Below are 19,919 nucleotides of genomic sequence, written 5' to 3' on the forward strand. Positions count from 1 at the left end.
CGATCTCACTGGCGCCCCATTCCTTTCGCCAAGCCCATGGCAGCCCTCACACAATCCAAATGCATCACCAGCAAAACCCAGGATCAGGTCTATGCTTCAGGCAGCACAGCAGCAAGGACCGCCCATGCCTCGTCCAAGCCACCTGATCATTCTCGCCCTGGCCGCCGCCCTCTATATATATGCACTGTCCAGCGACAAGTCCCTGCTTGCCCTGCCGACCAAGCCCATCCCTGGGCCGACCCTGATCGTTTGGCTGCACAGCGCCGCGCCCTACCTGATCATCCTGACCTACTGGCTCGGTCAGTGGGCGATCGCTTCATCAGTCGGTCATCGCTCAATCGATAAAGTATTGACCCAGAGCGGTGCACGAAGCGCCGGAAGCTGCTAGAACAAGAGCCTTTCGCATTTGCAAGTAGGGAGAATCGCCAGATGAACTTTGCAAGGCGCAGAACAGCCAAATTAGAAGGCATCAGGTCAAATGATATTAATTATCATTTAGAAAATTATAATTCGTTACCACTCGCAAGAAACATAATTAACAAAACAGCACGCAATGCCCGAATCTCAAGGCTTTCAGCCAGTTACGCGCGTGTTTTGTTCTTAATCCTACGAATAAATTTGCGACAGAAATTTTACTTGCACCGGGTTTACCCATAAAATCAGCGCGATTGATTCAGCTGCGACATTTGGTCACTGCACCTGCGACACCACGTCGCCGCTTTACTTATTTCAGACTGCAGAGCTGGGTCTCTGTATAAGGATCTCTAGCATGTCCGATTCGGCAGGACTCATCGCCCACAACTGGGGCTTTGCCATCTTCCTCCTGGGTGTCGTCGGCCTGTGTGCCTTCATGCTCGGCCTGTCCAGCCTGCTCGGTAGCAAGGCCTGGGGCCGCGCCAAGAACGAACCCTTCGAATCCGGCATGCTGCCCGTCGGCAGCGCCCGCCTGCGCCTGTCCGCCAAATTCTATCTGGTCGCGATGCTGTTCGTGATCTTCGATATCGAAGCCCTCTTTCTCTTTGCATGGTCTGTGTCCGTCCGCGAAAGCGGCTGGACCGGGTTCGTCGAAGCTCTCGTTTTCATAGCAATTCTGTTGGCAGGTCTTGTCTACCTATGGCGCGTCGGTGCTCTTGATTGGGCTCCCGAAGGTCGCCGCAAGCGGCAAGCGAAGCTGAAACAATGAGGCTTTGGCAATGCAATACAATCTCACCAGAATCGATCCGGATGCGCCTAACGAGCAGTACCCGGTAGGTGAACGGGAAACCGTCACCGACCAGCTGCTAGAGGACCAGGTCCACAAGAACATCTTCATGGGCAAGCTTGAAGATGTGCTACGTGGCGCGGTCAACTGGGGTCGCAAGAACTCCCTCTGGCCGTACAACTTCGGCCTGTCCTGCTGCTACGTGGAAATGACCACGGCCTTCACGGCACCCCACGACATCGCCCGCTTCGGCGCCGAAGTCATCCGGGCATCGCCGCGTCAGGCCGACTTCATGGTCATCGCCGGTACCTGTTTCGTCAAAATGGCGCCGATCATCCAGCGCCTGTACGAGCAGATGCTCGAGCCCAAGTGGGTCATCTCCATGGGGTCGTGCGCCAACTCCGGTGGCATGTACGACATTTACTCGGTCGTTCAGGGGGTCGACAAGTTCCTCCCCGTGGACGTCTATGTGCCTGGCTGCCCGCCACGCCCTGAGGCTTTCCTGCAAGGCTTGATGCTGTTGCAGGAGTCGATCGGCCAAGAACGACGCCCGCTTTCCTGGGTTGTTGGTGATCAAGGTATTTACCGTGCCGAGATGCCAGCCCAGAAAGACCTGCGTCGTGAGCAGCGCATTGCAGTAACCAACCTGCGCAGCCCCGACGAAGTCTGATCCAGCGACCTGCCGCCCGCTCCCGAAGGAGCCGGCGGCCTGGCTTCATTCTTAACGTTGACCCAAAGCGACCGAGACCATGACAGCGGACAACGCTATTTTCATTCCGCCCTACAAGGCTGACGACCAGGATGTGGTCGTCGAACTGAACAACCGTTTTGGCGCCGAAGCATTCGTCGCCCAGGAAACCCGCACCGGCATGCCCGTGCTGTGGGTCAAGCGCGCCCAGCTCAAAGAGGTGCTCAGCTTCCTGCGTGGCGTGGCCAAGCCGTACAGCATGCTGTACGACCTGCACGGCGTCGACGAACGTCTGCGCACTCAGCGCCGTGGCCTGCCAGCTGCCGACTTCAGCGTGTTCTACCACCTGCTGTCGGTCGAGCGTAACAGCGACGTGATGATCAAGGTGTCGCTGAGCGAAGGCGACCTGAACCTGCCGACCGTGACCGGTATCTGGCCGAACGCCAACTGGTACGAGCGCGAAGTCTGGGACATGTTCGGCATCGACTTTGCCGGCCACCCGCATCTCAGCCGCATCATGATGCCGCCCACTTGGGAAGGCCACCCGCTGCGCAAGGACTACCCGGCCCGTGCCACCGAGTTCGACCCCTACAGCCTGACCCTCGCCAAGCAACAGCTTGAAGAGGAATCGGCGCGCTTCAACCCGGAAGCCTGGGGCATGAAGCGTCAGGGCGCCAACGAGGACTACATGTTCCTCAACCTCGGCCCCAACCACCCTTCGGCGCACGGTGCGTTCCGTATTGTCCTGCAGCTGGACGGTGAAGAGATCGTCGACTGCGTACCGGACATCGGCTACCACCACCGTGGTGCCGAAAAAATGGCCGAGCGCCAGTCCTGGCACAGCTTCATCCCCTACACCGACCGTATCGACTACCTCGGCGGGGTGATGAACAACCTGCCGTACGTGCTCGCGGTCGAGAAGCTGGCCGGTATCAAGGTGCCGCAGAAAGTCGACGTGATTCGCATCATGCTCGCAGAGTTCTTCCGCATCACCAGCCACCTGCTGTTCCTGGGCACCTACATCCAGGACGTCGGCGCCATGACCCCGGTGTTCTTCACCTTCACCGACCGCCAGCGCGCCTACACCGTGATCGAAGCGATCACCGGCTTCCGCCTGCACCCGGCCTGGTACCGCATCGGCGGCGTCGCCCACGACCTGCCACGCGGTTGGGACAAGCTGGTCAAGGACTTCGTCGAATGGCTGCCCAAGCGCCTCGACGAATACATCAAGGCTGCCCTGCAGAACAGCATCCTCAAGGGCCGTACCATCGGCGTTGCCGCGTACAACACCAAGGAAGCCCTGGCCTGGGGTACCACCGGTGCCGGCCTGCGTGCCACCGGTTGCGACTTCGACCTGCGTAAAGCCCGCCCTTACTCCGGCTACGAGAACTTCGAGTTCGAAGTACCGCTGGCCCACAACGGCGATGCCTACGATCGCTGCATGGTCCGTGTCGAGGAGATGCGCCAGAGTATCCGCATCATCGACCAGTGCCTGCGCAACATGCCGGAAGGCCCGTACAAGGCGGATCACCCGCTGACCACGCCGCCGCCGAAAGAGCGCACCCTGCAGCACATCGAAACCCTCATCACGCACTTCCTGCAAGTCTCGTGGGGCCCGGTCATGCCGGCCAACGAGTCGTTCCAGATGATCGAGGCGACCAAGGGCATCAACAGTTACTACCTGACGAGCGATGGCGGCACCATGAGCTACCGCACCCGGATCCGTACCCCGAGCTACCCGCACCTGCAGCAGATCCCTTCGGTGATCAAAGGCAGCATGGTCGCCGACCTCATTGCGTACCTGGGCAGTATCGACTTCGTTATGGCTGACGTGGACCGCTAAGCATGAACAGCACGCTTATCCAGACAGACCGTTTCGCCCTGAGCGAAACCGAGCGCTCGGCCATCGAGCACGAAATGCATCACTACGAGGACCCGCGCGCGGCGTCCATCGAAGCCCTGAAGATCGTCCAGAAGGAACGTGGCTGGGTGCCGGACGGCGCCATTCACGCCATCGGCGAAGTGCTGGGCATCCCGGCCAGCGACGTCGAGGGTGTCGCCACCTTCTACAGCCAGATCTTCCGTCAGCCGGTCGGCCGCCACATCATCCGCGTGTGCGACAGCATGGTCTGCTACATCGGCGGCCATGAGTCCGTGGTCAGCCAGATCCAGAGCGAGCTGGGCATTGGCCTTGGCCAGACCACCGCCGACGGCCGCTTCACCCTGCTGCCCGTATGCTGCCTGGGCAACTGCGACAAGGCCCCGGCGCTGATGATCGACGACGACACCTTTGGCGACGTACAGCCGGCTGGCGTTACCAAACTGCTGGAGGGTTACGTATGACCATTACTTCCTTCGGCCCGGCCAACCGCATTGCGCGTACCGCCGAAACCCACCCGCTGACCTGGCGCCTGCGTGACGACGGCGAACCGGTATGGCTGGCCGAGTACGAGTCCAAGAACGGCTATGCCGCAGCGCGCAAGGCGCTGGCGCAAATGTCGGCCGACGACATCGTGCAAAGCGTCAAGGACTCCGGCCTCAAAGGCCGTGGTGGTGCAGGCTTCCCCACTGGTGTGAAGTGGGGCCTGATGCCCAAAGACGAGTCCATGAACATCCGCTACCTGCTGTGCAACGCGGACGAAATGGAGCCGAACACCTGGAAGGACCGCATGCTGATGGAGCAACAGCCCCATCTGCTGGTCGAGGGCATGCTGATCAGCGCACGCGCCCTGAAGGCCTACCGCGGCTACATCTTCCTGCGTGGCGAATACACCACCGCAGCAAAAAACCTCAACCGCGCCATCGATGAAGCCAAGGCCGCAGGCCTGCTGGGCAAGAACATCCTGGGCAGCGGTTTCGATTTCGAGCTGTTCGTGCACACCGGTGCCGGCCGCTACATCTGCGGCGAAGAAACCGCCCTGATCAACTCGCTGGAAGGCCGCCGCGCCAACCCGCGCTCCAAGCCGCCCTTCCCTGCCGCCGTGGGCGTGTGGGGCAAACCGACGTGCGTGAACAACGTCGAAACCCTGTGCAACGTGCCGGCCATCGTCGCCAACGGTAACGACTGGTACAAGTCGCTGGCCCGTGAAGGCAGCGAAGACCACGGCACCAAGCTGATGGGCTTCTCCGGCAAGGTGAAAAACCCTGGCCTGTGGGAACTGCCGTTCGGCGTCACCGCCCGCGAGCTGTTCGAAGACTACGCCGGTGGCATGCGCGACGGCTTCAAGCTCAAGTGCTGGCAGCCAGGCGGCGCCGGTACCGGCTTCCTGCTGCCCGAGCACCTCGACGCGCAGATGTACGCCGGTGGCATTGCCAAGGTCGGCACCCGTATGGGTACCGGTCTGGCCATGGCGGTGGACGACAGCATCAACATGGTGTCGCTGCTGCGCAACATGGAAGAGTTCTTCGCCCGCGAGTCGTGCGGCTGGTGCACCCCCTGCCGTGACGGCCTGCCGTGGAGCGTGAAGATGCTGCGCGCACTGGAGAAAGGCCAGGGCCGCGCCGAGGACATCGAGACGCTGCTGGGCCTTGTCAACTTCCTCGGCCCTGGCCGCACCTTCTGTGCTCACGCACCCGGTGCCGTCGAGCCGCTGGGCAGTGCCATCAAATACTTCCGGTCCGAGTTCGAGGCCGGTGTCGCTCCAGCTGCGGCTGGCGATGCCCTGCGCCCCAACCTGGCCAAGCCAATCCAGGCCGGGCCGATCGTGGTCGGCGCATAACAAGATGATTGAGGCGGGTGGTCCGTGCCACTCGCCAGCTTGCCGGCAGGCCCGAGAAATCGTGGCGTGCCGCAAGCTCACCGATTTCCATTAGCCACGCCCGCTCACGCGGGCCAACGAAGAACTTTGAACAATGGCCACTATCCACGTAGACGGCAAAGCGCTCGAAGTCAACGGTGCAGACAACCTGTTACAGGCCTGTCTGTCGCTCGGCCTCGACATCCCTTATTTCTGCTGGCACCCGGCGCTTGGTAGCGTTGGCGCCTGCCGGCAGTGCGCGGTCAAGCAGTACACCGACGAGAACGACACCCGCGGTCGTATCGTCATGTCCTGCATGACCCCTGCCTCCGACGGCACCTGGATCTCCATCGACGATGAAGAGTCCAAGGCGTTTCGCGCCAGCGTCGTCGAATGGCTGATGACCAACCACCCGCACGACTGCCCGGTGTGCGAGGAAGGCGGTCACTGCCACCTGCAGGACATGACGGTAATGACCGGCCACAACGAGCGCCGCTACCGTTTCACCAAGCGTACCCACCAGAACCAGGACCTCGGCCCGTTCATCGCCCATGAGATGAACCGCTGCATCGCCTGCTACCGCTGCGTGCGCTACTACAAGGACTACGCCGGTGGTACCGACCTGGGCGTTTACGGCGCCCACGACAACGTGTACTTCGGCCGCGTCGAAGACGGCGTGCTGGAAAGCGAGTTCTCCGGCAACCTGACCGAGGTCTGCCCGACCGGCGTGTTCACCGACAAGACCCACTCCGAGCGCTACAACCGCAAGTGGGACATGCAGTTCGCCCCGAGCATCTGCCACGGCTGCTCCAGCGGCTGCAACATCAGCCCGGGTGAGCGTTACGGCGAACTGCGCCGCATCGAAAACCGCTTCAACGGTTCGGTCAACCAGTACTTCCTGTGCGACCGTGGCCGCTTCGGTTACGGCTACGTCAACCGCAAGGACCGCCCACGCCAGCCGCAACTGGCCGACGGCACCAAGCTGGGCCTTGACGCTGCCCTGGACAAAGCCGCCGACCTGCTGCGCGGCCGCACCATCGTCGGCATCGGCTCGCCACGCGCCAGCCTGGAAAGCAACTACGGCCTGCGTGAGCTGGTCGGCGCCGACTACTTCTACTCGGGTATGGAAGCCGGCGAGCTGGCCCGCGTGCGCCTGGCCCTGAACGTGCTGAACAACAGCCCGCTGCCAGTGCCGACCCTGCGCGACATCGAAGACCACGACGCGGTGTTCGTGCTCGGTGAAGACCTGACCCAGACCGCTGCCCGCGTTGCCCTGTCCGTGCGCCAGGCCACCAAAGGCAAGGCCGAGGCCATGGCCGAAGCCATGAAAGTGCAGCCGTGGCTCGACGCCGCCGTGAAGAACATTGGCCAGCACGCGCTGTACCCACTGTTCATCGCCTCCCTGGCTGAAACCAAGCTGGACGACGTTGCCGAAGAGTGCGTACACGCCGCCCCGGCCGACCTGGCCCGCATCGGCTTCGCCGTGGCCCACGCCATCGACCCGAGCGCACCTGCCGTTGCTGGCCTGGACGACGAAGCCAAGGCCCTGGCCCAGCGCATCGCCGACGCCCTGGTCGCTGCCAAGCGCCCACTGGTGGTCGCCGGTACGTCCCTGGCCGACCCGGCGCTGATCGAAGCTGCCGCCAACATCGCCAAGGCCCTGAAGCTGCGCGAGAAGAACGGCTCGCTGAGCCTGGTGGTGCCTGAAGCCAACAGCATCGGCCTGGCCATGCTCGGTGGCGAGTCCGTCGATGCTGCGCTGGACGCCGTCATCAGCGGCAAGGCCGACGCCATTGTCGTGCTGGAAAACGACCTGTACGCCCGCGTACCGGCCGCCAAGGTCGACGCAGCCCTGGCTGCGGCCAAGGTGGTGATCGTTGCCGACCACTCGAAAACCCCGACGGTCGACCGCGCCCACCTGGTGCTGCCGGCTGCCTCGTTCGCCGAAGGCGACGGCACCCTGGTCAGCCAGGAAGGCCGTGCCCAGCGCTTCTTCCAGGTGTTCGACCCGCAATACCTGGACAGCAGCATCCAGATCCACGAAGGCTGGCGCTGGATGCACGCCCTGCGTGCCACCCTGCTGAACAAGCCGGTCGACTGGACTCAGCTGGACCACGTCACCAGTGCCTGCGCCGAAGCCGCCCCGCAACTGGCCGGCATCGTCAACGCCGCCCCAAGCGCCGCGTTCCGCATCAAGGGCATGAAGCTGGCCCGTGAGCCGCTGCGCTACTCTGGCCGCACCGCCATGCGCGCCAACATCAGCGTGCACGAACCGCGCACCCCGCAAGACAAGGACACCGCGTTCGCCTTCTCCATGGAAGGCTACTCGGGCTCCGCCGAACCGCGCCAACAGGTGCCGTTCGCCTGGTCGCCGGGCTGGAACTCGCCGCAAGCCTGGAACAAGTTTCAGGATGAAGTCGGTGGCCACCTGCGTGCCGGTGACCCGGGCGTGCGCCTGATCGAGTCGCAAGGCGACCGCCTGAACTGGTTCACCGCCATTCCGGGGGCCTTCAACCCGGCCCGTGGCACCTGGACCGCTGTGCCGTTCTTCCACCTGTTCGGCAGCGAAGAAAGCTCCTCGCGCGCCGCCCCGGTGCAAGAGCGCATCCCGGCAGCCTACGTGGCCCTGGCCAAGTCCGAAGCCGACCGCCTGGGCGTCAACGACGGTGCCCTGCTGAGCCTGAACGTGGCCGGTGTGGCCCTGCGCCTGCCGCTGCGCATCAATGAAGAGCTGGGCGCAGGCCTGGTCGCGTTGCCGAAAGGCCTGGCCGGCATTCCGCCTGCCATCTTCGGTGCATCCGTCGAAGGTCTGCAGGAGGCAGCACAATGAGCTGGTTCACCCCCGAAGTAATCGACGTGATCCTCACCGTGCTGCGGGCCATCGTGGTCCTGCTGGCGGTAGTGGTCTGCGGCGCGCTGCTCAGCTTCGTCGAGCGCCGCCTGCTGGGCTGGTGGCAGGACCGTTACGGCCCGAACCGCGTAGGCCCGTTCGGTATGTTCCAGATCGCAGCCGACATGCTGAAGATGTTCTTCAAGGAAGACTGGAACCCACCTTTCGTCGACCGCGTCATCTTCACCCTGGCACCGGTCGTGGCCATGAGCGCCCTGCTCATTGCCTTCGTGGTCATCCCGATCACCCCGACCTGGGGCGTTGCCGACCTGAACATCGGCCTGCTGTTCTTCTTCGCCATGGCCGGCCTGTCGGTCTACGCGGTGCTGTTCGCCGGCTGGTCGTCGAACAACAAGTACGCCCTGCTGGGCAGCTTGCGTGCTTCGGCACAGACCGTGTCGTACGAAGTGTTCCTGGGCCTGGCGCTCATGGGCGTGGTGGTGCAGGTGGGCTCGTTCAACATGCGCGACATCGTTGAATACCAGGCCCAGAACCTGTGGTTCATCATTCCGCAGTTCTTCGGCTTCTGCACCTTCTTCATCGCTGGCGTCGCCGTGACCCACCGTCACCCGTTCGACCAGCCAGAAGCAGAACAGGAACTGGCCGACGGCTACCACATCGAGTATGCCGGCATGAAATGGGGCATGTTCTTCGTCGGTGAGTACATCGGCATCATCCTCATCTCGGCGCTGCTGGTAACCCTGTTCTTCGGCGGCTGGCACGGCCCGTTCGGCATCCTGCCGCAACTGTCGTTCCTGTGGTTCGCGCTGAAGACCGCGTTCTTCATCATGCTGTTCATCCTGCTGCGCGCCTCGATCCCGCGCCCACGCTATGACCAGGTGATGGACTTCAGCTGGAAGTTCTGCCTGCCGCTGACCCTGATCAATTTGCTGGTGACCGCTGCGATCGTGCTCTACAACACGCCAGCCGTCGCGGCCCAGTGAGGATTTGACCCATGTTCAAGTATATCGGCGACATCGTTAAGGGCACCGGCACACAGCTGCGCAGCCTGGCCATGGTGTTCTCCCACGGGTTCCGCAAGCGCGACACCCTGCAATACCCCGAAGAACCCGTGTACCTGCCGCCGCGCTACCGCGGCCGCATCGTCCTCACCCGCGACCCCGATGGCGAGGAGCGCTGCGTAGCGTGCAACCTCTGCGCGGTGGCCTGCCCGGTTGGCTGCATCTCGCTGCAGAAAGCCGAGACCGAGGACGGCCGTTGGTACCCGGAATTCTTCCGCATCAACTTCTCGCGTTGCATTTTCTGCGGCCTGTGTGAAGAAGCGTGCCCGACCACCGCGATCCAGCTGACGCCGGATTTCGAAATGGCCGAGTTCAAGCGTCAGGACCTGGTGTACGAGAAAGAAGATCTGCTGATCTCCGGCCCCGGCAAAAACCCTGACTACAACTTCTACCGTGTTGCGGGTATGGCCATCGCTGGCAAGCCGAAAGGCGCTGCGCAGAACGAAGCCGAGCCGATCAACGTGAAGAGCTTGCTCCCATAAGGACAGAAAGATGGAATTCGCTTTCTACTTCGCATCCGGGATCGCCGTGGTCTCCACCCTTCGGGTGGTGACCGGTACCAACCCCGTACACGCCTTGCTTTACCTGATCATTTCGCTGATTTCCGTGGCCATGATCTTCTTCTCCCTGGGTGCGCCGTTCGCCGGCGCCCTGGAAGTGATCGCCTACGCCGGCGCCATCATGGTGCTGTTCGTGTTCGTGGTGATGATGCTCAACCTGGGGCCGGCCTCGGTCGCCCAGGAACGGGGCTGGCTCAAGCCCGGCATCTGGGTCGGGCCAGTGATCCTCGGCGCCCTGCTGCTGGCAGAGCTGCTGTACGTGCTGTTCGTCACCCCGAGCGGCGCTGGCATCAGCGGTACCACCGTGGGCCCGAAAGCAGTGGGTATCAGCCTGTTCGGCCCTTACCTGCTGGTGGTCGAACTGGCTTCGATGCTGCTGCTGGCTGCAGCCGTCACCGCCTTCCACCTGGGCCGCAACGAGGCGAAGGAGTAAATCATGGGTGCTATCCCTCTCGAGCACGGTCTGGCAGTCGCCGGCATCCTGTTCTGCTTAGGTCTGGTTGGCCTGATGGTCCGCCGCAACATCCTCTTCGTGCTCATGAGCCTGGAAGTCATGATGAACGCCTCTGCCCTGGCGTTCGTCGTCGCCGGTGCCCGTTGGGTCCAGCCCGACGGCCAGGTGATGTTCATTCTGGTGATCAGCCTGGCAGCCGCCGAGGCCAGCATTGGCCTGGCCATCCTGCTGCAACTGTATCGCCGCTTCCACACTCTCGACATCGATGCTGCCAGTGAGATGCGCGGATGAACCTTCTCTTCCTGACTTTCGTCTTCCCCCTCGTCGGCTTCCTGCTGCTGTCGTTCTCGCGCGGTCGGTTCTCGGAGAACCTGTCCGCCCTGATCGGCGTCGGCTCGGTGGGCCTTTCGGCCGCCACCGCCGCCTATGTCATCTGGCAATTCAACGTCGCCCCGCCTGAAGGCGGCGCGTACAGCCAGCTGCTGTGGCAGTGGATGTCGGTGGACGGCTTTGCGCCGAACTTCACCCTGTACCTGGACGGCCTGTCGGTCACCATGCTGGGCGTGGTCACTGGCGTGGGCTTCCTGATCCACCTGTTCGCCTCTTGGTACATGCGTGGCGAAGCCGGCTACTCGCGCTTCTTCTCGTACACCAACCTGTTCATCGCCAGCATGCTGTTCCTGATCCTGGGCGATAACCTGCTGTTCATCTACTTCGGCTGGGAAGGCGTGGGCCTGTGCTCGTACCTGTTGATCGGTTTCTACTACAGCAACCGCAACAACGGTAACGCGGCACTCAAGGCCTTCATCGTCACCCGTATCGGCGACGTGTTCATGGCCATCGGCCTGTTCATCCTGTTCGCCCAGCTGGGTACCCTGAACGTGCAGGAACTGCTGGTGCTGGCACCGCAGAAGTTCCAGGCGGGCGACACCTGGATGGTATTGGCAACCCTGATGCTGCTAGGTGGTGCGGTCGGTAAATCGGCCCAGCTGCCACTGCAGACCTGGCTCGCCGACGCAATGGCAGGCCCGACCCCGGTTTCGGCACTGATCCACGCCGCGACCATGGTGACCGCAGGCGTCTACCTGATTGCCCGTACCAACGGCCTGTTCCTGCTGGCGCCGGACATCCTGCACCTGGTAGGCGTTGTCGGCGGTGTGACCCTGGTGCTGGCCGGCTTCGCCGCGCTGGTACAGACCGACATCAAGCGTATCCTCGCCTACTCGACCATGAGCCAGATCGGCTACATGTTCCTGGCCCTGGGCGTCGGTGCCTGGGACGCGGCGATCTTCCACCTGATGACCCACGCCTTCTTCAAGGCCCTGCTGTTCCTTGCCTCCGGCGCGGTGATCGTTGCCTGCCACCACGAGCAAAACATCTTCAAGATGGGCGGCCTGTGGAAGAAGCTGCCACTGGCTTACGCCAGCTTCGTGGTCGGTGGCGCTGCCCTGGCGGCACTGCCAATCGTGACCGTGGGCTTCTACTCCAAGGACGAGATCCTCTGGGAAGCCTTCGCCAGCGGTAACACCGGCCTGCTGTACGCCGGCCTGGTGGGTGCGTTCATGACCTCGCTGTACACCTTCCGCCTGATCTTCATCGCCTTCCACGGCGAAGCCAAGACCGAAGCCCACGCCGGCCACGGCATCAGCCACTGGCTGCCGCTGGGTGTGCTGATCGTGCTGTCGACCGCCGTCGGTGCCTGGATTCACCCGCCGCTGGCAGGCGTGCTGCCTGAAAGCGCCGGCCATGCCGGTGGCGAAGCCAAGCACGCGTTGGAGATCACCTCCGGTGCCATCGCCATCGCCGGTATCCTGCTGTCCGCCCTGCTGTTCCTGGGCAAGCGCACCTTCGTCAGCGCAGTTGCCAACAGCGGTATCGGCCGCGTCCTGTCGGCCTGGTGGTTCGCCGCCTGGGGCTTCGACTGGATCTACGACAAGCTCTTCGTCAAACCGTACCTGCTGATCAGCCACATCCTGCGCAAGGACCCGGTTGACCGCAGCATCGGCCTGATTCCTCGGATGGCACGTGGCGGCCACGTCGCCATGAGCAAGACCGAGACGGGCCAACTGCGCTGGTACACCGCCTCTATCGCCGTGGGTGCCGTGCTGGTGCTCGGCGCTGTGGTAGTGGCTGCGGTATGACTATGAATCTTGCGACTTTGCCAAAGGAAACCAACCCGTCATGATTTTGCCTTGGCTGATCCTGATCCCCTTCATCGGCGGCTTCCTGTGCTGGCTGGGTGAGCGCTTCGGCGCCACCCTGCCGCGCTGGATCGCGCTGCTGACCATGTCCCTGCTGCTCGGCATCGGCCTGTGGCTGTGGGGCACCGGCGACTACACCCTCGCCCCCGCTCCGGGCGCCGAGCCTGCCTGGGCCCTGGAATACAAAGTCCAGTGGATCCAGCGCTTCGGCATCAGCATCCACCTGGCCCTCGACGGCCTGTCGCTGCTGATGATCCTGCTCACCGGCCTGCTCGGTGTGCTGTCGGTACTGTGCTCCTGGAAAGAGATCCAGCGTCACGTCGGCTTCTTCCACCTCAACCTGATGTGGATTCTCGGCGGCGTGGTCGGTGTGTTCCTGGCCCTGGACCTGTTCCTGTTCTTCTTCTTCTGGGAAATGATGCTGGTGCCGATGTACTTCCTCATCGCGCTCTGGGGTCATAGCTCGGCAGACGGCAAGAAAACCCGGATCTACGCGGCGACCAAGTTCTTCATCTTCACCCAGGCCAGCGGCCTGATCATGCTGGTGGCGATCCTGGGCCTGGTGCTGGTCAACTACAACACCACCGGCGTGCTCACCTTCAACTACAGCGACCTGCTCAAGGCCGAGTTGCCAGCCGGTGTCGAGTACGTGCTGATGCTGGGCTTCTTCATCGCCTTCGCGGTGAAGCTGCCAGTGGTGCCGTTCCACTCCTGGCTGCCTGACGCTCACGCCCAGGCACCGACCGCAGGCTCCGTGGACCTGGCCGGTATCTTGCTGAAGACTGCGGCCTACGGCCTGCTGCGCTTTGCACTGCCGCTGTTCCCGAACGCCTCGGCAGAGTTCGCGCCCATCGCCATGACCCTGGGCCTGATCGGTATCTTCTACGGTGCCTTCCTGGCCTTTGCACAAACCGACATCAAGCGCCTGATCGCCTTCTCCAGCGTCTCGCACATGGGCTTCGTGCTGATCGGCATCTACTCCGGCAGCCAGCAGGCCCTGCAAGGCGCGGTGATCCAGATGCTGGCCCACGGCCTGTCGGCCGCCGCACTGTTCATCCTGTCCGGCCAACTGTACGAGCGCCTGCACACCCGTGACATGCGCCAGATGGGCGGCCTGTGGCATCGTATTGCCTACCTGCCGGCCATCAGCCTGTTCTTCGCGGCGGCATCGCTGGGCCTGCCAGGTACCGGCAACTTCGTCGGCGAGTTCCTGATCCTGATCGGCAGCTTCGTGCATGTACCGTGGATCACCGTCATCGCCACCACCGGCCTGGTCTTCGGTTCGGTGTACTCGCTGATCATGATCCACCGCGCCTACTTCGGCCCGGCCAAGAGCGATACCGTGCTGGCCGGCATGGACGGTCGCGAGCTGGTCATGGTGCTGGGCCTGGCGGTGTTGCTGATCCTGCTGGGCGTGTATCCGCAGCCGTTCCTCGACACCTCTGCAGCCACCATGAGTGGTGTGCAGCAGTGGCTCGGTTCCGCTTTCACTCAACTCGCTTCGGCCCGGTAAGAGCGCTATGGAATTCACCACTCAACACTTCATCGCATTGGCGCCGATGCTGATCACCACCATCACCACGGTGGTGGTGATGCTGGCGATCGCCTGGAAGCGCAACCACTCGCAGACCTTCCTGCTGTCCACCGTGGGCCTTAACCTGGCCCTGCTGTCGATCCTGCCGGCGCTGAAGGTTGCGCCACTGGCGGTCACCCCGCTGATCACCATCGACAAGTTCGCCTGCCTGTACATGGCGATCATCCTGGTGGCGACGCTGGCTTGCGTCACCCTGGCCCACGCCTACCTTGGCGAAGGGTCCAAGGGCTTCCCGGGCAACCGTGAAGAACTGTACCTGCTGCTGCTGATGTCGGCCCTGGGTGGCCTGGTGCTGGTCAGCGCCAACCACTTGGCCGGCCTGTTCATCGGCCTGGAGCTGCTGTCGGTACCGGTCTACGGCCTGGTGGCGTATGCCTTCTTCAACAAGCGGTCACTGGAAGCCGGCATCAAGTACATGGTGCTGTCGGCTGCCGGTTCCGCCTTCCTGCTGTTCGGCATGGCCCTGCTGTACGCCGATGCCGGTAGCCTGAGCTTCGACCAGATCGGCAAGGCACTGGCAACCACCAGCATGCCAAGCCTGGTGGCCCAACTGGGCCTGGGCATGATGCTGGTTGGCCTGGCCTTCAAGCTGTCGCTGGTGCCGTTCCACCTGTGGACCCCGGACGTGTACGAAGGCGCCCCGGCGCCGGTCGCCGCGTTCCTGGCCACCGCCAGCAAGGTGGCGGTATTCGCCGTGGTGGTGCGCCTGTTCATGCTCTCCCCTGCTGCCAGCAGCGGCGTGCTGAGCACCGTACTGGCAGTCATCGCCGTTGCTTCGATCCTGATCGGTAACCTGCTGGCGCTGACCCAGAGCAACCTCAAGCGCCTGCTGGGTTACTCGTCCATCGCCCACTTCGGTTACCTGGTGATTGCCCTCGTCGCCAGCAAGGGCCTGGCCCTGGAAGCCATGGGTGTGTACCTGGTCACCTACGTGATCACCAGCTTGGGCGCCTTCGGTGTCATCACCCTGATGTCCTCGCCATACGGCGGCCGTGACGCCGATGCGCTGTACGAGTACCGCGGCCTGTTCTGGCGTCGCCCGTACCTGACCGCAGTACTGACCGTGATGATGCTGTCGCTGGCGGGTATCCCGCTGACCGCTGGTTTCATCGGCAAGTTCTATATCATTGCCACCGGCGTCGAGTCGCACCTGTGGTGGTTGGTCGGTGCGCTGGTGATCGGTAGCGCCATCGGCGTGTACTACTACCTGCGCGTCATGGTCACCCTGTACCTGGTCGAGCCGAACCTGCGTCGCCACGACGCCCCGCTGAAGTGGGAGCAGCGCACCGGTGGCGTCATGCTGCTGGCCATTGCCATTCTCGCCTTCGTGCTGGGTGTGTACCCGCAGCCACTGCTGGAACTGGTTCAGCAAGCCGGCTTGCAACTGATCGGCTGATTGCCCCGGCAGTTTCGGCAAAACAAAACACCCCGCCTAGGCGGGGTGTTTTTTTATCTGCATGTTTTATTGCCTGTACCTGACGGCGCCTCACCCAAGCGGGCTTCCCTGCCCTGTACCCGGCAGGGCGGCCTTGCGCAAATCACCATTGGCTGAAGGCAGGTAGACTTCCGGGTTGGGCATACCGCTCGGGGAGAGTTCGTGGGTCATTTCGAATTCGGCCCGCACTGACCAGCCACACGCCTCGGTGGTGCATTGCAAATAAGCGATCCGCAGGAAAATATGGCGCCCTTCGCTAGTGCGTATGCGCATACGGCTGTGGCAATGCGGACAAACCAGCTTGTAAGTACTCACGGCAAGTACCTGCTAGCATTGACCGGGCAGGCCTGTGTGTAAGTATTGGCTGCAACTATGGGTGTATTCTTCAATTTGATGGTTCTCATTGCAGAAATGCTCCTTGAAACGCAGGGCTGTATTCATAACGAGTAGTTTAAGCCCATGGAATATCATTAAACCAGTCATGGATATTTGTTATGAGTACTAACGTACTTGCAGAGGTGCTCACGCGCCTCAAGCTTCTTACCTGCTCCCAGTCCGACGCCGACCTGTCCCGTGCACTTTCCATCAGCCCGCAAACACTCAGTAGCTGGAAGGTGCGCGACAGCATCCCGTACGCACTTTGCGTGGACATTGCCAGGCAGCATGCATGCTCCCTGGACTGGCTACTGCTGGGTGAAACGGCACAGCGCCCCGTGCACGAATGTGAAGCCGGCTGGGAGGGCGACGTGCTCGAACGCCTGCGCGCACTCTCAGCGGACGATCGCAACACCATCCTGTTGCTCATCAAGGACAAGCAACGTATCCAGCAGCTGGAACAACAATTGAGCGAACTGCGCAGCCAGCTACCTCAGACCACCGGCAGCTAACCCCGGCGGCGCCAGCGCTGTATGAGCTCACGTGGGTCGAGCGTATCCAGCCAGACCATGACCTTGAGGCTGATGGGAATGACCACCACGGCGGCCACGAATGCCGCCATGCCTCGGGTCAGCAAGGGTGCCAGCGATGAAACCAGCGGCTCGAACAGGTGCCCCACCCCCACGGTCACGAACACCAGCAGCAATTTCTTGCCCAGCGTCAGGCGTCTGGTTGCATTGGTGATCAACCGGTCACGCGCAGCACTCACCAACAAAGCCCCTAGCAAAGCAGCGAACAACACACTGCCATCAACGCCCAACAGTTCGATCAGCGCCGAGGCAAAGCGGTCGAGAAAGGACTCTTCAGGCATGGGCAGCACTCCGACGGGACTTCGGCAGGTACGCGCCCGAGCCAAGGCTGTACAGGACCGCAGCTTCGACAAAACGGATGTAGCACACCCGCAAAGCGCGCCCCTGGTCGTGCCCGGTCACATCTTCAAGGCGCTTGTAACCGCGCTCTCGCAGCACTGCGCGCCAACGCGCGAACTCCCGTGCCGCATCAATGGCGGCGCAACGTGCAGCCACTTCCAGCGCGGCCTCACTGACGGGCTGCTGCATGTTCAGGCGTTCGCGTAGCCTGCCCAGGTGTACGCGGGGCCAGAACGGGTCATGGCTATCGGCATAGCGTGGCAATCCAGGTTCGTTGCTCATGCCCTACCCCCTCACTGCTCGGCCAGCATGCCGTAGCGAATGGCCTTGATTACCGCAGCCACCCGGGTAGGCACGTCGAATTTGCGCAGGATGTTGGACACATGAAAGTTCACCGTCGATTCCTTGCACTCAAGGATACGGCCGATCTCCCACGAGCTCTTGCCATAGGCACACCACAACAGCACTTGCCGTTCACGTGGCGTCAGGCGAACCGGGGCGTCCACCGGGGGTTGCTGCGGGTGTCGTGCGTTGTCAGTCATGCTTGTACTCCACAGGTGATTAAGGGGGGCATCGCTGCCGATCTGCAGTCACCTTACGAAGCGCATGCCGCGCCGCTCCACTGCTGCGGCTTGTAAAGAACTTTCGTACAAAACCGTCTGACGAAGGCTGCGCAAGATTTGCTGACTTTCTTCGTGCTCCAGGCAGCATTTCGCTCGTCTCAACGCCGTTGTCCATTCGCCTTTCGCCTGGAGTCGTACAATGCGTTCCGATTTACCCCTCTCGTCCTGCCTCGGCCTGCTGGCTGCCTTGACTGCCGCCCAGCCCGCCTTGGGGGCATCCTCGGTCGAGCTGGGCCAGGTGCTGATCACCGATGAGGAGCAGAACGAACTGACGGCAGCCAGCGAACGCCTGCGCGAAGTACCCGGCGCCAGCAACCTGGTGGACATGCAGCGCGTGCGGCAAGGCCGGGTGGCCAGCAACCAGGACGTGCTCGCCTACCAGCCTGGGGTGTTCGCCCAATCTGCGGGCAACGACGGCATCAAGCTGTCGATCCGCGGTTCGGGCATCAACCGCGCACCTGGGGCCCACGGTTCGGGGGTTTACACGATGTTCGACGGCCTGCCACTGACGGGCCCGGGCGGCACGCCCTATGAGTTGTTCGAACCGCTGTGGCTCAGCCGCGCCGAAGTGCTGCGCGGCGCCAATGGCTTCGACCAAGGCGCCTTGGCGCTCGGCGGCGCCATCAACTACATCACCCACACCGGCTACGACGCCGCGCCGTTGCAAGTGCGCTATGAGGTCGGCAGCCGTGGCTATCAGCACCGGCATATCAGCTCCGGCCAGGTGCTGGGCAACCTCGACTACTACGTGGCCCTGACCGATTCCGAGTATGACGGCTACCAGGCACACAGCAGCGGCAGCGCCAAAGGCATTGCCGCCAACGTCGGCTACCGTTTCAACCCCAACCTGGAAACCCGCTTTTACCTGCGCTACCGGGAAACCGAAAACGAACTGGCCGGGCGCCTGACCAAGGATCAGGTCAAGCACCACCCACGCGCGGCCAACCCAGCCTACCTGGCCCGCGACGACAGCCGTCCGCAACCGGGCAGCACCTGGGTCGGCAACAAGACCACCTTCTACCTCGACGACGATGCGCGCCTGGAAGCCGGGCTGGTCTACCACGACTACCCGATGGACCTGCGTGAAGGCCCGATGCGCCTGAAGGTGGCCTACACCGATGTGAGCGGTACGCTGAACTACTCACGCCGCGACACTCTGTTCGGCCACGAGAGCAAGACCACTGTCGGCTGGCGTACTACCAAGCACCTGCCCAACAGTGGCGCGTCACAGTTCGCGCGCAGTGGTGATGTGTTCGGTCCACGTACCCGCGACTTCACCTATCAGGGCTCGGACACCGTGGTGCATGCCGGCAACGACCTGGAACTGATCCCCAACCTGTGGCTGACCACCGGCCTGGCACTGATCTACACCCGCCGCGAGAGTGACGTGACCTACCCTGCCGAAGGCGGCAAGGTGAGCATGCATGACTGGGACTACGCGCCACGCCTGGGGTTGCGCTACGACATCCGTCCAGACCTGCAGGTGTACGGCAACCTCAGCCGCTCGGTAGAACCGCCGCATCCCTGGGCCCTGATCTGGAGTGCACCCACAGCCAACCAACCGATCGAAATGCAAAACCAGACGGCCACCACACTGGAATTGGGCACACGCGGCGAATCGGCATTCGGGCATTGGGATTTGGCATGGTACTACTCACAGGTTCGCCATGAATTGTTGGCGGTGGAAATCGTGCAAGGCGCCCCTGCCAAGGAGTTCAATGCCAGCGCCACCGTGCACCAAGGCGTGGAGGCGGGCCTGGACAGCACCCTGTGGGAACGCAGCGGCACCGGCAGGCTCAGCCTGCGCCAGGCCTACACCTTCAGTGACTTCCACTACCGCGATGACGACACGTTCGGTGACAACCGCCTGCCGGGCATCCCCATGCACTACTACCAGGCCGAATTGCGCTATGACTGGCCGAGCGGGTTCTATGCAGGGGTGAATACCCAGATGGCGTCCAAGGTGCAGGTGGACTACGCCAACAGCTACCACGCCGATGAATATGCCTTGCTCGGCGCGCGCCTTGGCTGGGATTCACCCAAGCAGGACTGGCAGACCTGGCTGGACCTGCGCAACCTCACCAACAAACGCTATGCCGCCACGGTGACGCCGACCTACAACGATGCCGGCAAGGACAATGCCCGCTCTACGCCGGGTGAAGGGTTCGGTGTATACGCCGGGGTTTCCTACAGTTTCCGCTAAACAGTAG

Annotated in this window: 20 protein-coding genes; 16 read left to right on the forward strand and 4 right to left on the reverse strand. The window is 62.6% G+C overall.

What is annotated here, in order from left to right; all coding sequences use genetic code 11:
* Positions 1-124 precede the first annotated feature (124 nt).
* The 14 genes from PM2_RS11430 to nuoN all read left to right on the forward strand — a co-directional run bounded on the left by PM2_RS11430 (position 125) and on the right by nuoN (position 15,743).
* Entirely contained in the window at positions 125-388 is a 264-nt protein-coding gene (locus PM2_RS11430; protein ID WP_016711594.1) for a hypothetical protein, read from the forward strand.
* Positions 389-769: 381 nt separating this feature from the next.
* Positions 770-1,183, forward strand: a complete 414-nt coding sequence (locus PM2_RS11435; protein WP_003251427.1) for an NADH-quinone oxidoreductase subunit A — start codon at positions 770-772, stop codon at positions 1,181-1,183.
* A gap of 10 nt (positions 1,184-1,193) precedes the next feature.
* Entirely contained in the window at positions 1,194-1,871 is a 678-nt protein-coding gene (locus PM2_RS11440; RefSeq protein ID WP_003251429.1) for a NuoB/complex I 20 kDa subunit family protein, read from the forward strand.
* A gap of 79 nt (positions 1,872-1,950) precedes the next feature.
* Positions 1,951-3,732, forward strand: coding sequence for an NADH-quinone oxidoreductase subunit C/D (nuoC, locus tag PM2_RS11445; RefSeq protein ID WP_028699012.1), 1,782 nt, complete (start codon positions 1,951-1,953; stop codon positions 3,730-3,732).
* Positions 3,733-3,734: 2 nt separating this feature from the next.
* Complete coding sequence (gene nuoE / locus PM2_RS11450; RefSeq protein WP_012273294.1) at positions 3,735-4,232, forward strand: NADH-quinone oxidoreductase subunit NuoE; 498 nt, start codon at positions 3,735-3,737, stop codon at positions 4,230-4,232.
* Positions 4,229-5,608 carry an NADH-quinone oxidoreductase subunit NuoF gene (nuoF, locus tag PM2_RS11455; protein WP_016711596.1) on the forward strand — a complete coding sequence of 460 codons (1,380 nt, stop codon included), beginning with the start codon at positions 4,229-4,231 and terminating at the stop codon, positions 5,606-5,608. The genes nuoE and nuoF overlap by 4 nt, the downstream gene beginning before the upstream one ends.
* Positions 5,609-5,741: 133 nt before the next feature.
* Complete coding sequence (gene nuoG / locus PM2_RS11460; protein WP_016711597.1) at positions 5,742-8,456, forward strand: NADH-quinone oxidoreductase subunit NuoG; 2,715 nt, start codon at positions 5,742-5,744, stop codon at positions 8,454-8,456.
* The gene (gene nuoH / locus PM2_RS11465) at positions 8,453-9,460 is read left to right on the forward strand and encodes an NADH-quinone oxidoreductase subunit NuoH (protein ID WP_003251440.1); all 1,008 of its coding nucleotides are present in this window, start codon (positions 8,453-8,455) and stop codon (positions 9,458-9,460) included. Before nuoG ends, nuoH begins: the two co-directional genes overlap by 4 nt.
* 11 nt (positions 9,461-9,471) lie before the next feature.
* On the forward strand, positions 9,472-10,020 hold the full coding sequence (gene nuoI, locus PM2_RS11470; protein WP_016488223.1) for an NADH-quinone oxidoreductase subunit NuoI: 549 nt from the start codon (positions 9,472-9,474) through the stop codon (positions 10,018-10,020).
* Between the two features lie 10 nt (positions 10,021-10,030).
* Complete coding sequence (nuoJ, locus tag PM2_RS11475) at positions 10,031-10,531, forward strand: NADH-quinone oxidoreductase subunit J (RefSeq protein ID WP_016711598.1); 501 nt, start codon at positions 10,031-10,033, stop codon at positions 10,529-10,531.
* Between the two features lie 3 nt (positions 10,532-10,534).
* The gene (nuoK, locus tag PM2_RS11480; protein WP_003251446.1) at positions 10,535-10,843 is read left to right on the forward strand and encodes an NADH-quinone oxidoreductase subunit NuoK; all 309 of its coding nucleotides are present in this window, start codon (positions 10,535-10,537) and stop codon (positions 10,841-10,843) included.
* Complete coding sequence (gene nuoL / locus PM2_RS11485) at positions 10,840-12,693, forward strand: NADH-quinone oxidoreductase subunit L (protein WP_016711599.1); 1,854 nt, start codon at positions 10,840-10,842, stop codon at positions 12,691-12,693. Before nuoK ends, nuoL begins: the two co-directional genes overlap by 4 nt.
* Before the next feature lie 40 nt (positions 12,694-12,733).
* Complete coding sequence (gene nuoM / locus PM2_RS11490) at positions 12,734-14,266, forward strand: NADH-quinone oxidoreductase subunit M (protein WP_016711600.1); 1,533 nt, start codon at positions 12,734-12,736, stop codon at positions 14,264-14,266.
* 7 nt (positions 14,267-14,273) lie between these two features.
* Positions 14,274-15,743 (forward strand): NADH-quinone oxidoreductase subunit NuoN, encoded by a 1,470-nt coding sequence (gene nuoN, locus PM2_RS11495; protein WP_012273301.1) that lies wholly within the window; start codon positions 14,274-14,276, stop codon positions 15,741-15,743.
* A gap of 90 nt (positions 15,744-15,833) precedes the next feature.
* On the opposite strand, the gene PM2_RS29975 is transcribed toward nuoN, so the two are convergent.
* The gene (locus tag PM2_RS29975) at positions 15,834-16,097 is read right to left on the reverse strand and encodes an Ogr/Delta-like zinc finger protein (protein WP_028699011.1); all 264 of its coding nucleotides are present in this window, start codon (positions 16,095-16,097) and stop codon (positions 15,834-15,836) included.
* A gap of 179 nt (positions 16,098-16,276) precedes the next feature.
* Here PM2_RS29975 and PM2_RS11500 point away from each other — a divergent pair, with 179 nt between their 5' ends.
* The gene (locus tag PM2_RS11500) at positions 16,277-16,669 is read left to right on the forward strand and encodes a helix-turn-helix domain-containing protein (RefSeq protein ID WP_016711601.1); all 393 of its coding nucleotides are present in this window, start codon (positions 16,277-16,279) and stop codon (positions 16,667-16,669) included.
* On the opposite strand, the gene PM2_RS11505 is transcribed toward PM2_RS11500, so the two are convergent.
* The 3 genes from PM2_RS11505 to PM2_RS11515 are packed head-to-tail and all read right to left on the reverse strand — an operon-like array spanning position 16,666 to position 17,628.
* Positions 16,666-17,028 carry a hypothetical protein gene (locus tag PM2_RS11505; protein ID WP_019099392.1) on the reverse strand — a complete coding sequence of 121 codons (363 nt, stop codon included), beginning with the start codon at positions 17,026-17,028 and terminating at the stop codon, positions 16,666-16,668. The genes PM2_RS11500 and PM2_RS11505 overlap by 4 nt on opposite strands.
* Positions 17,021-17,368: a head completion/stabilization protein gene (locus tag PM2_RS11510; RefSeq protein ID WP_028699010.1), complete on the reverse strand. Its 348-nt coding sequence runs from the start codon at positions 17,366-17,368 to the stop codon at positions 17,021-17,023. The genes PM2_RS11505 and PM2_RS11510 overlap by 8 nt, the downstream gene beginning before the upstream one ends.
* Before the next feature lie 11 nt (positions 17,369-17,379).
* Positions 17,380-17,628, reverse strand: coding sequence for a helix-turn-helix domain-containing protein (locus PM2_RS11515; RefSeq protein WP_016711604.1), 249 nt, complete (start codon positions 17,626-17,628; stop codon positions 17,380-17,382).
* Positions 17,629-17,848: 220 nt separating this feature from the next.
* Here PM2_RS11515 and PM2_RS11520 point away from each other — a divergent pair, with 220 nt between their 5' ends.
* On the forward strand, positions 17,849-19,912 hold the full coding sequence (locus PM2_RS11520) for a TonB-dependent receptor family protein (protein WP_028699009.1): 2,064 nt from the start codon (positions 17,849-17,851) through the stop codon (positions 19,910-19,912).
* Positions 19,913-19,919 lie beyond the last annotated feature (7 nt).

This window comes from Pseudomonas monteilii NBRC 103158 = DSM 14164 (assembly GCF_000730605.1).
GTDB lineage: Bacteria > Pseudomonadota > Gammaproteobacteria > Pseudomonadales > Pseudomonadaceae > Aquipseudomonas > Aquipseudomonas monteilii.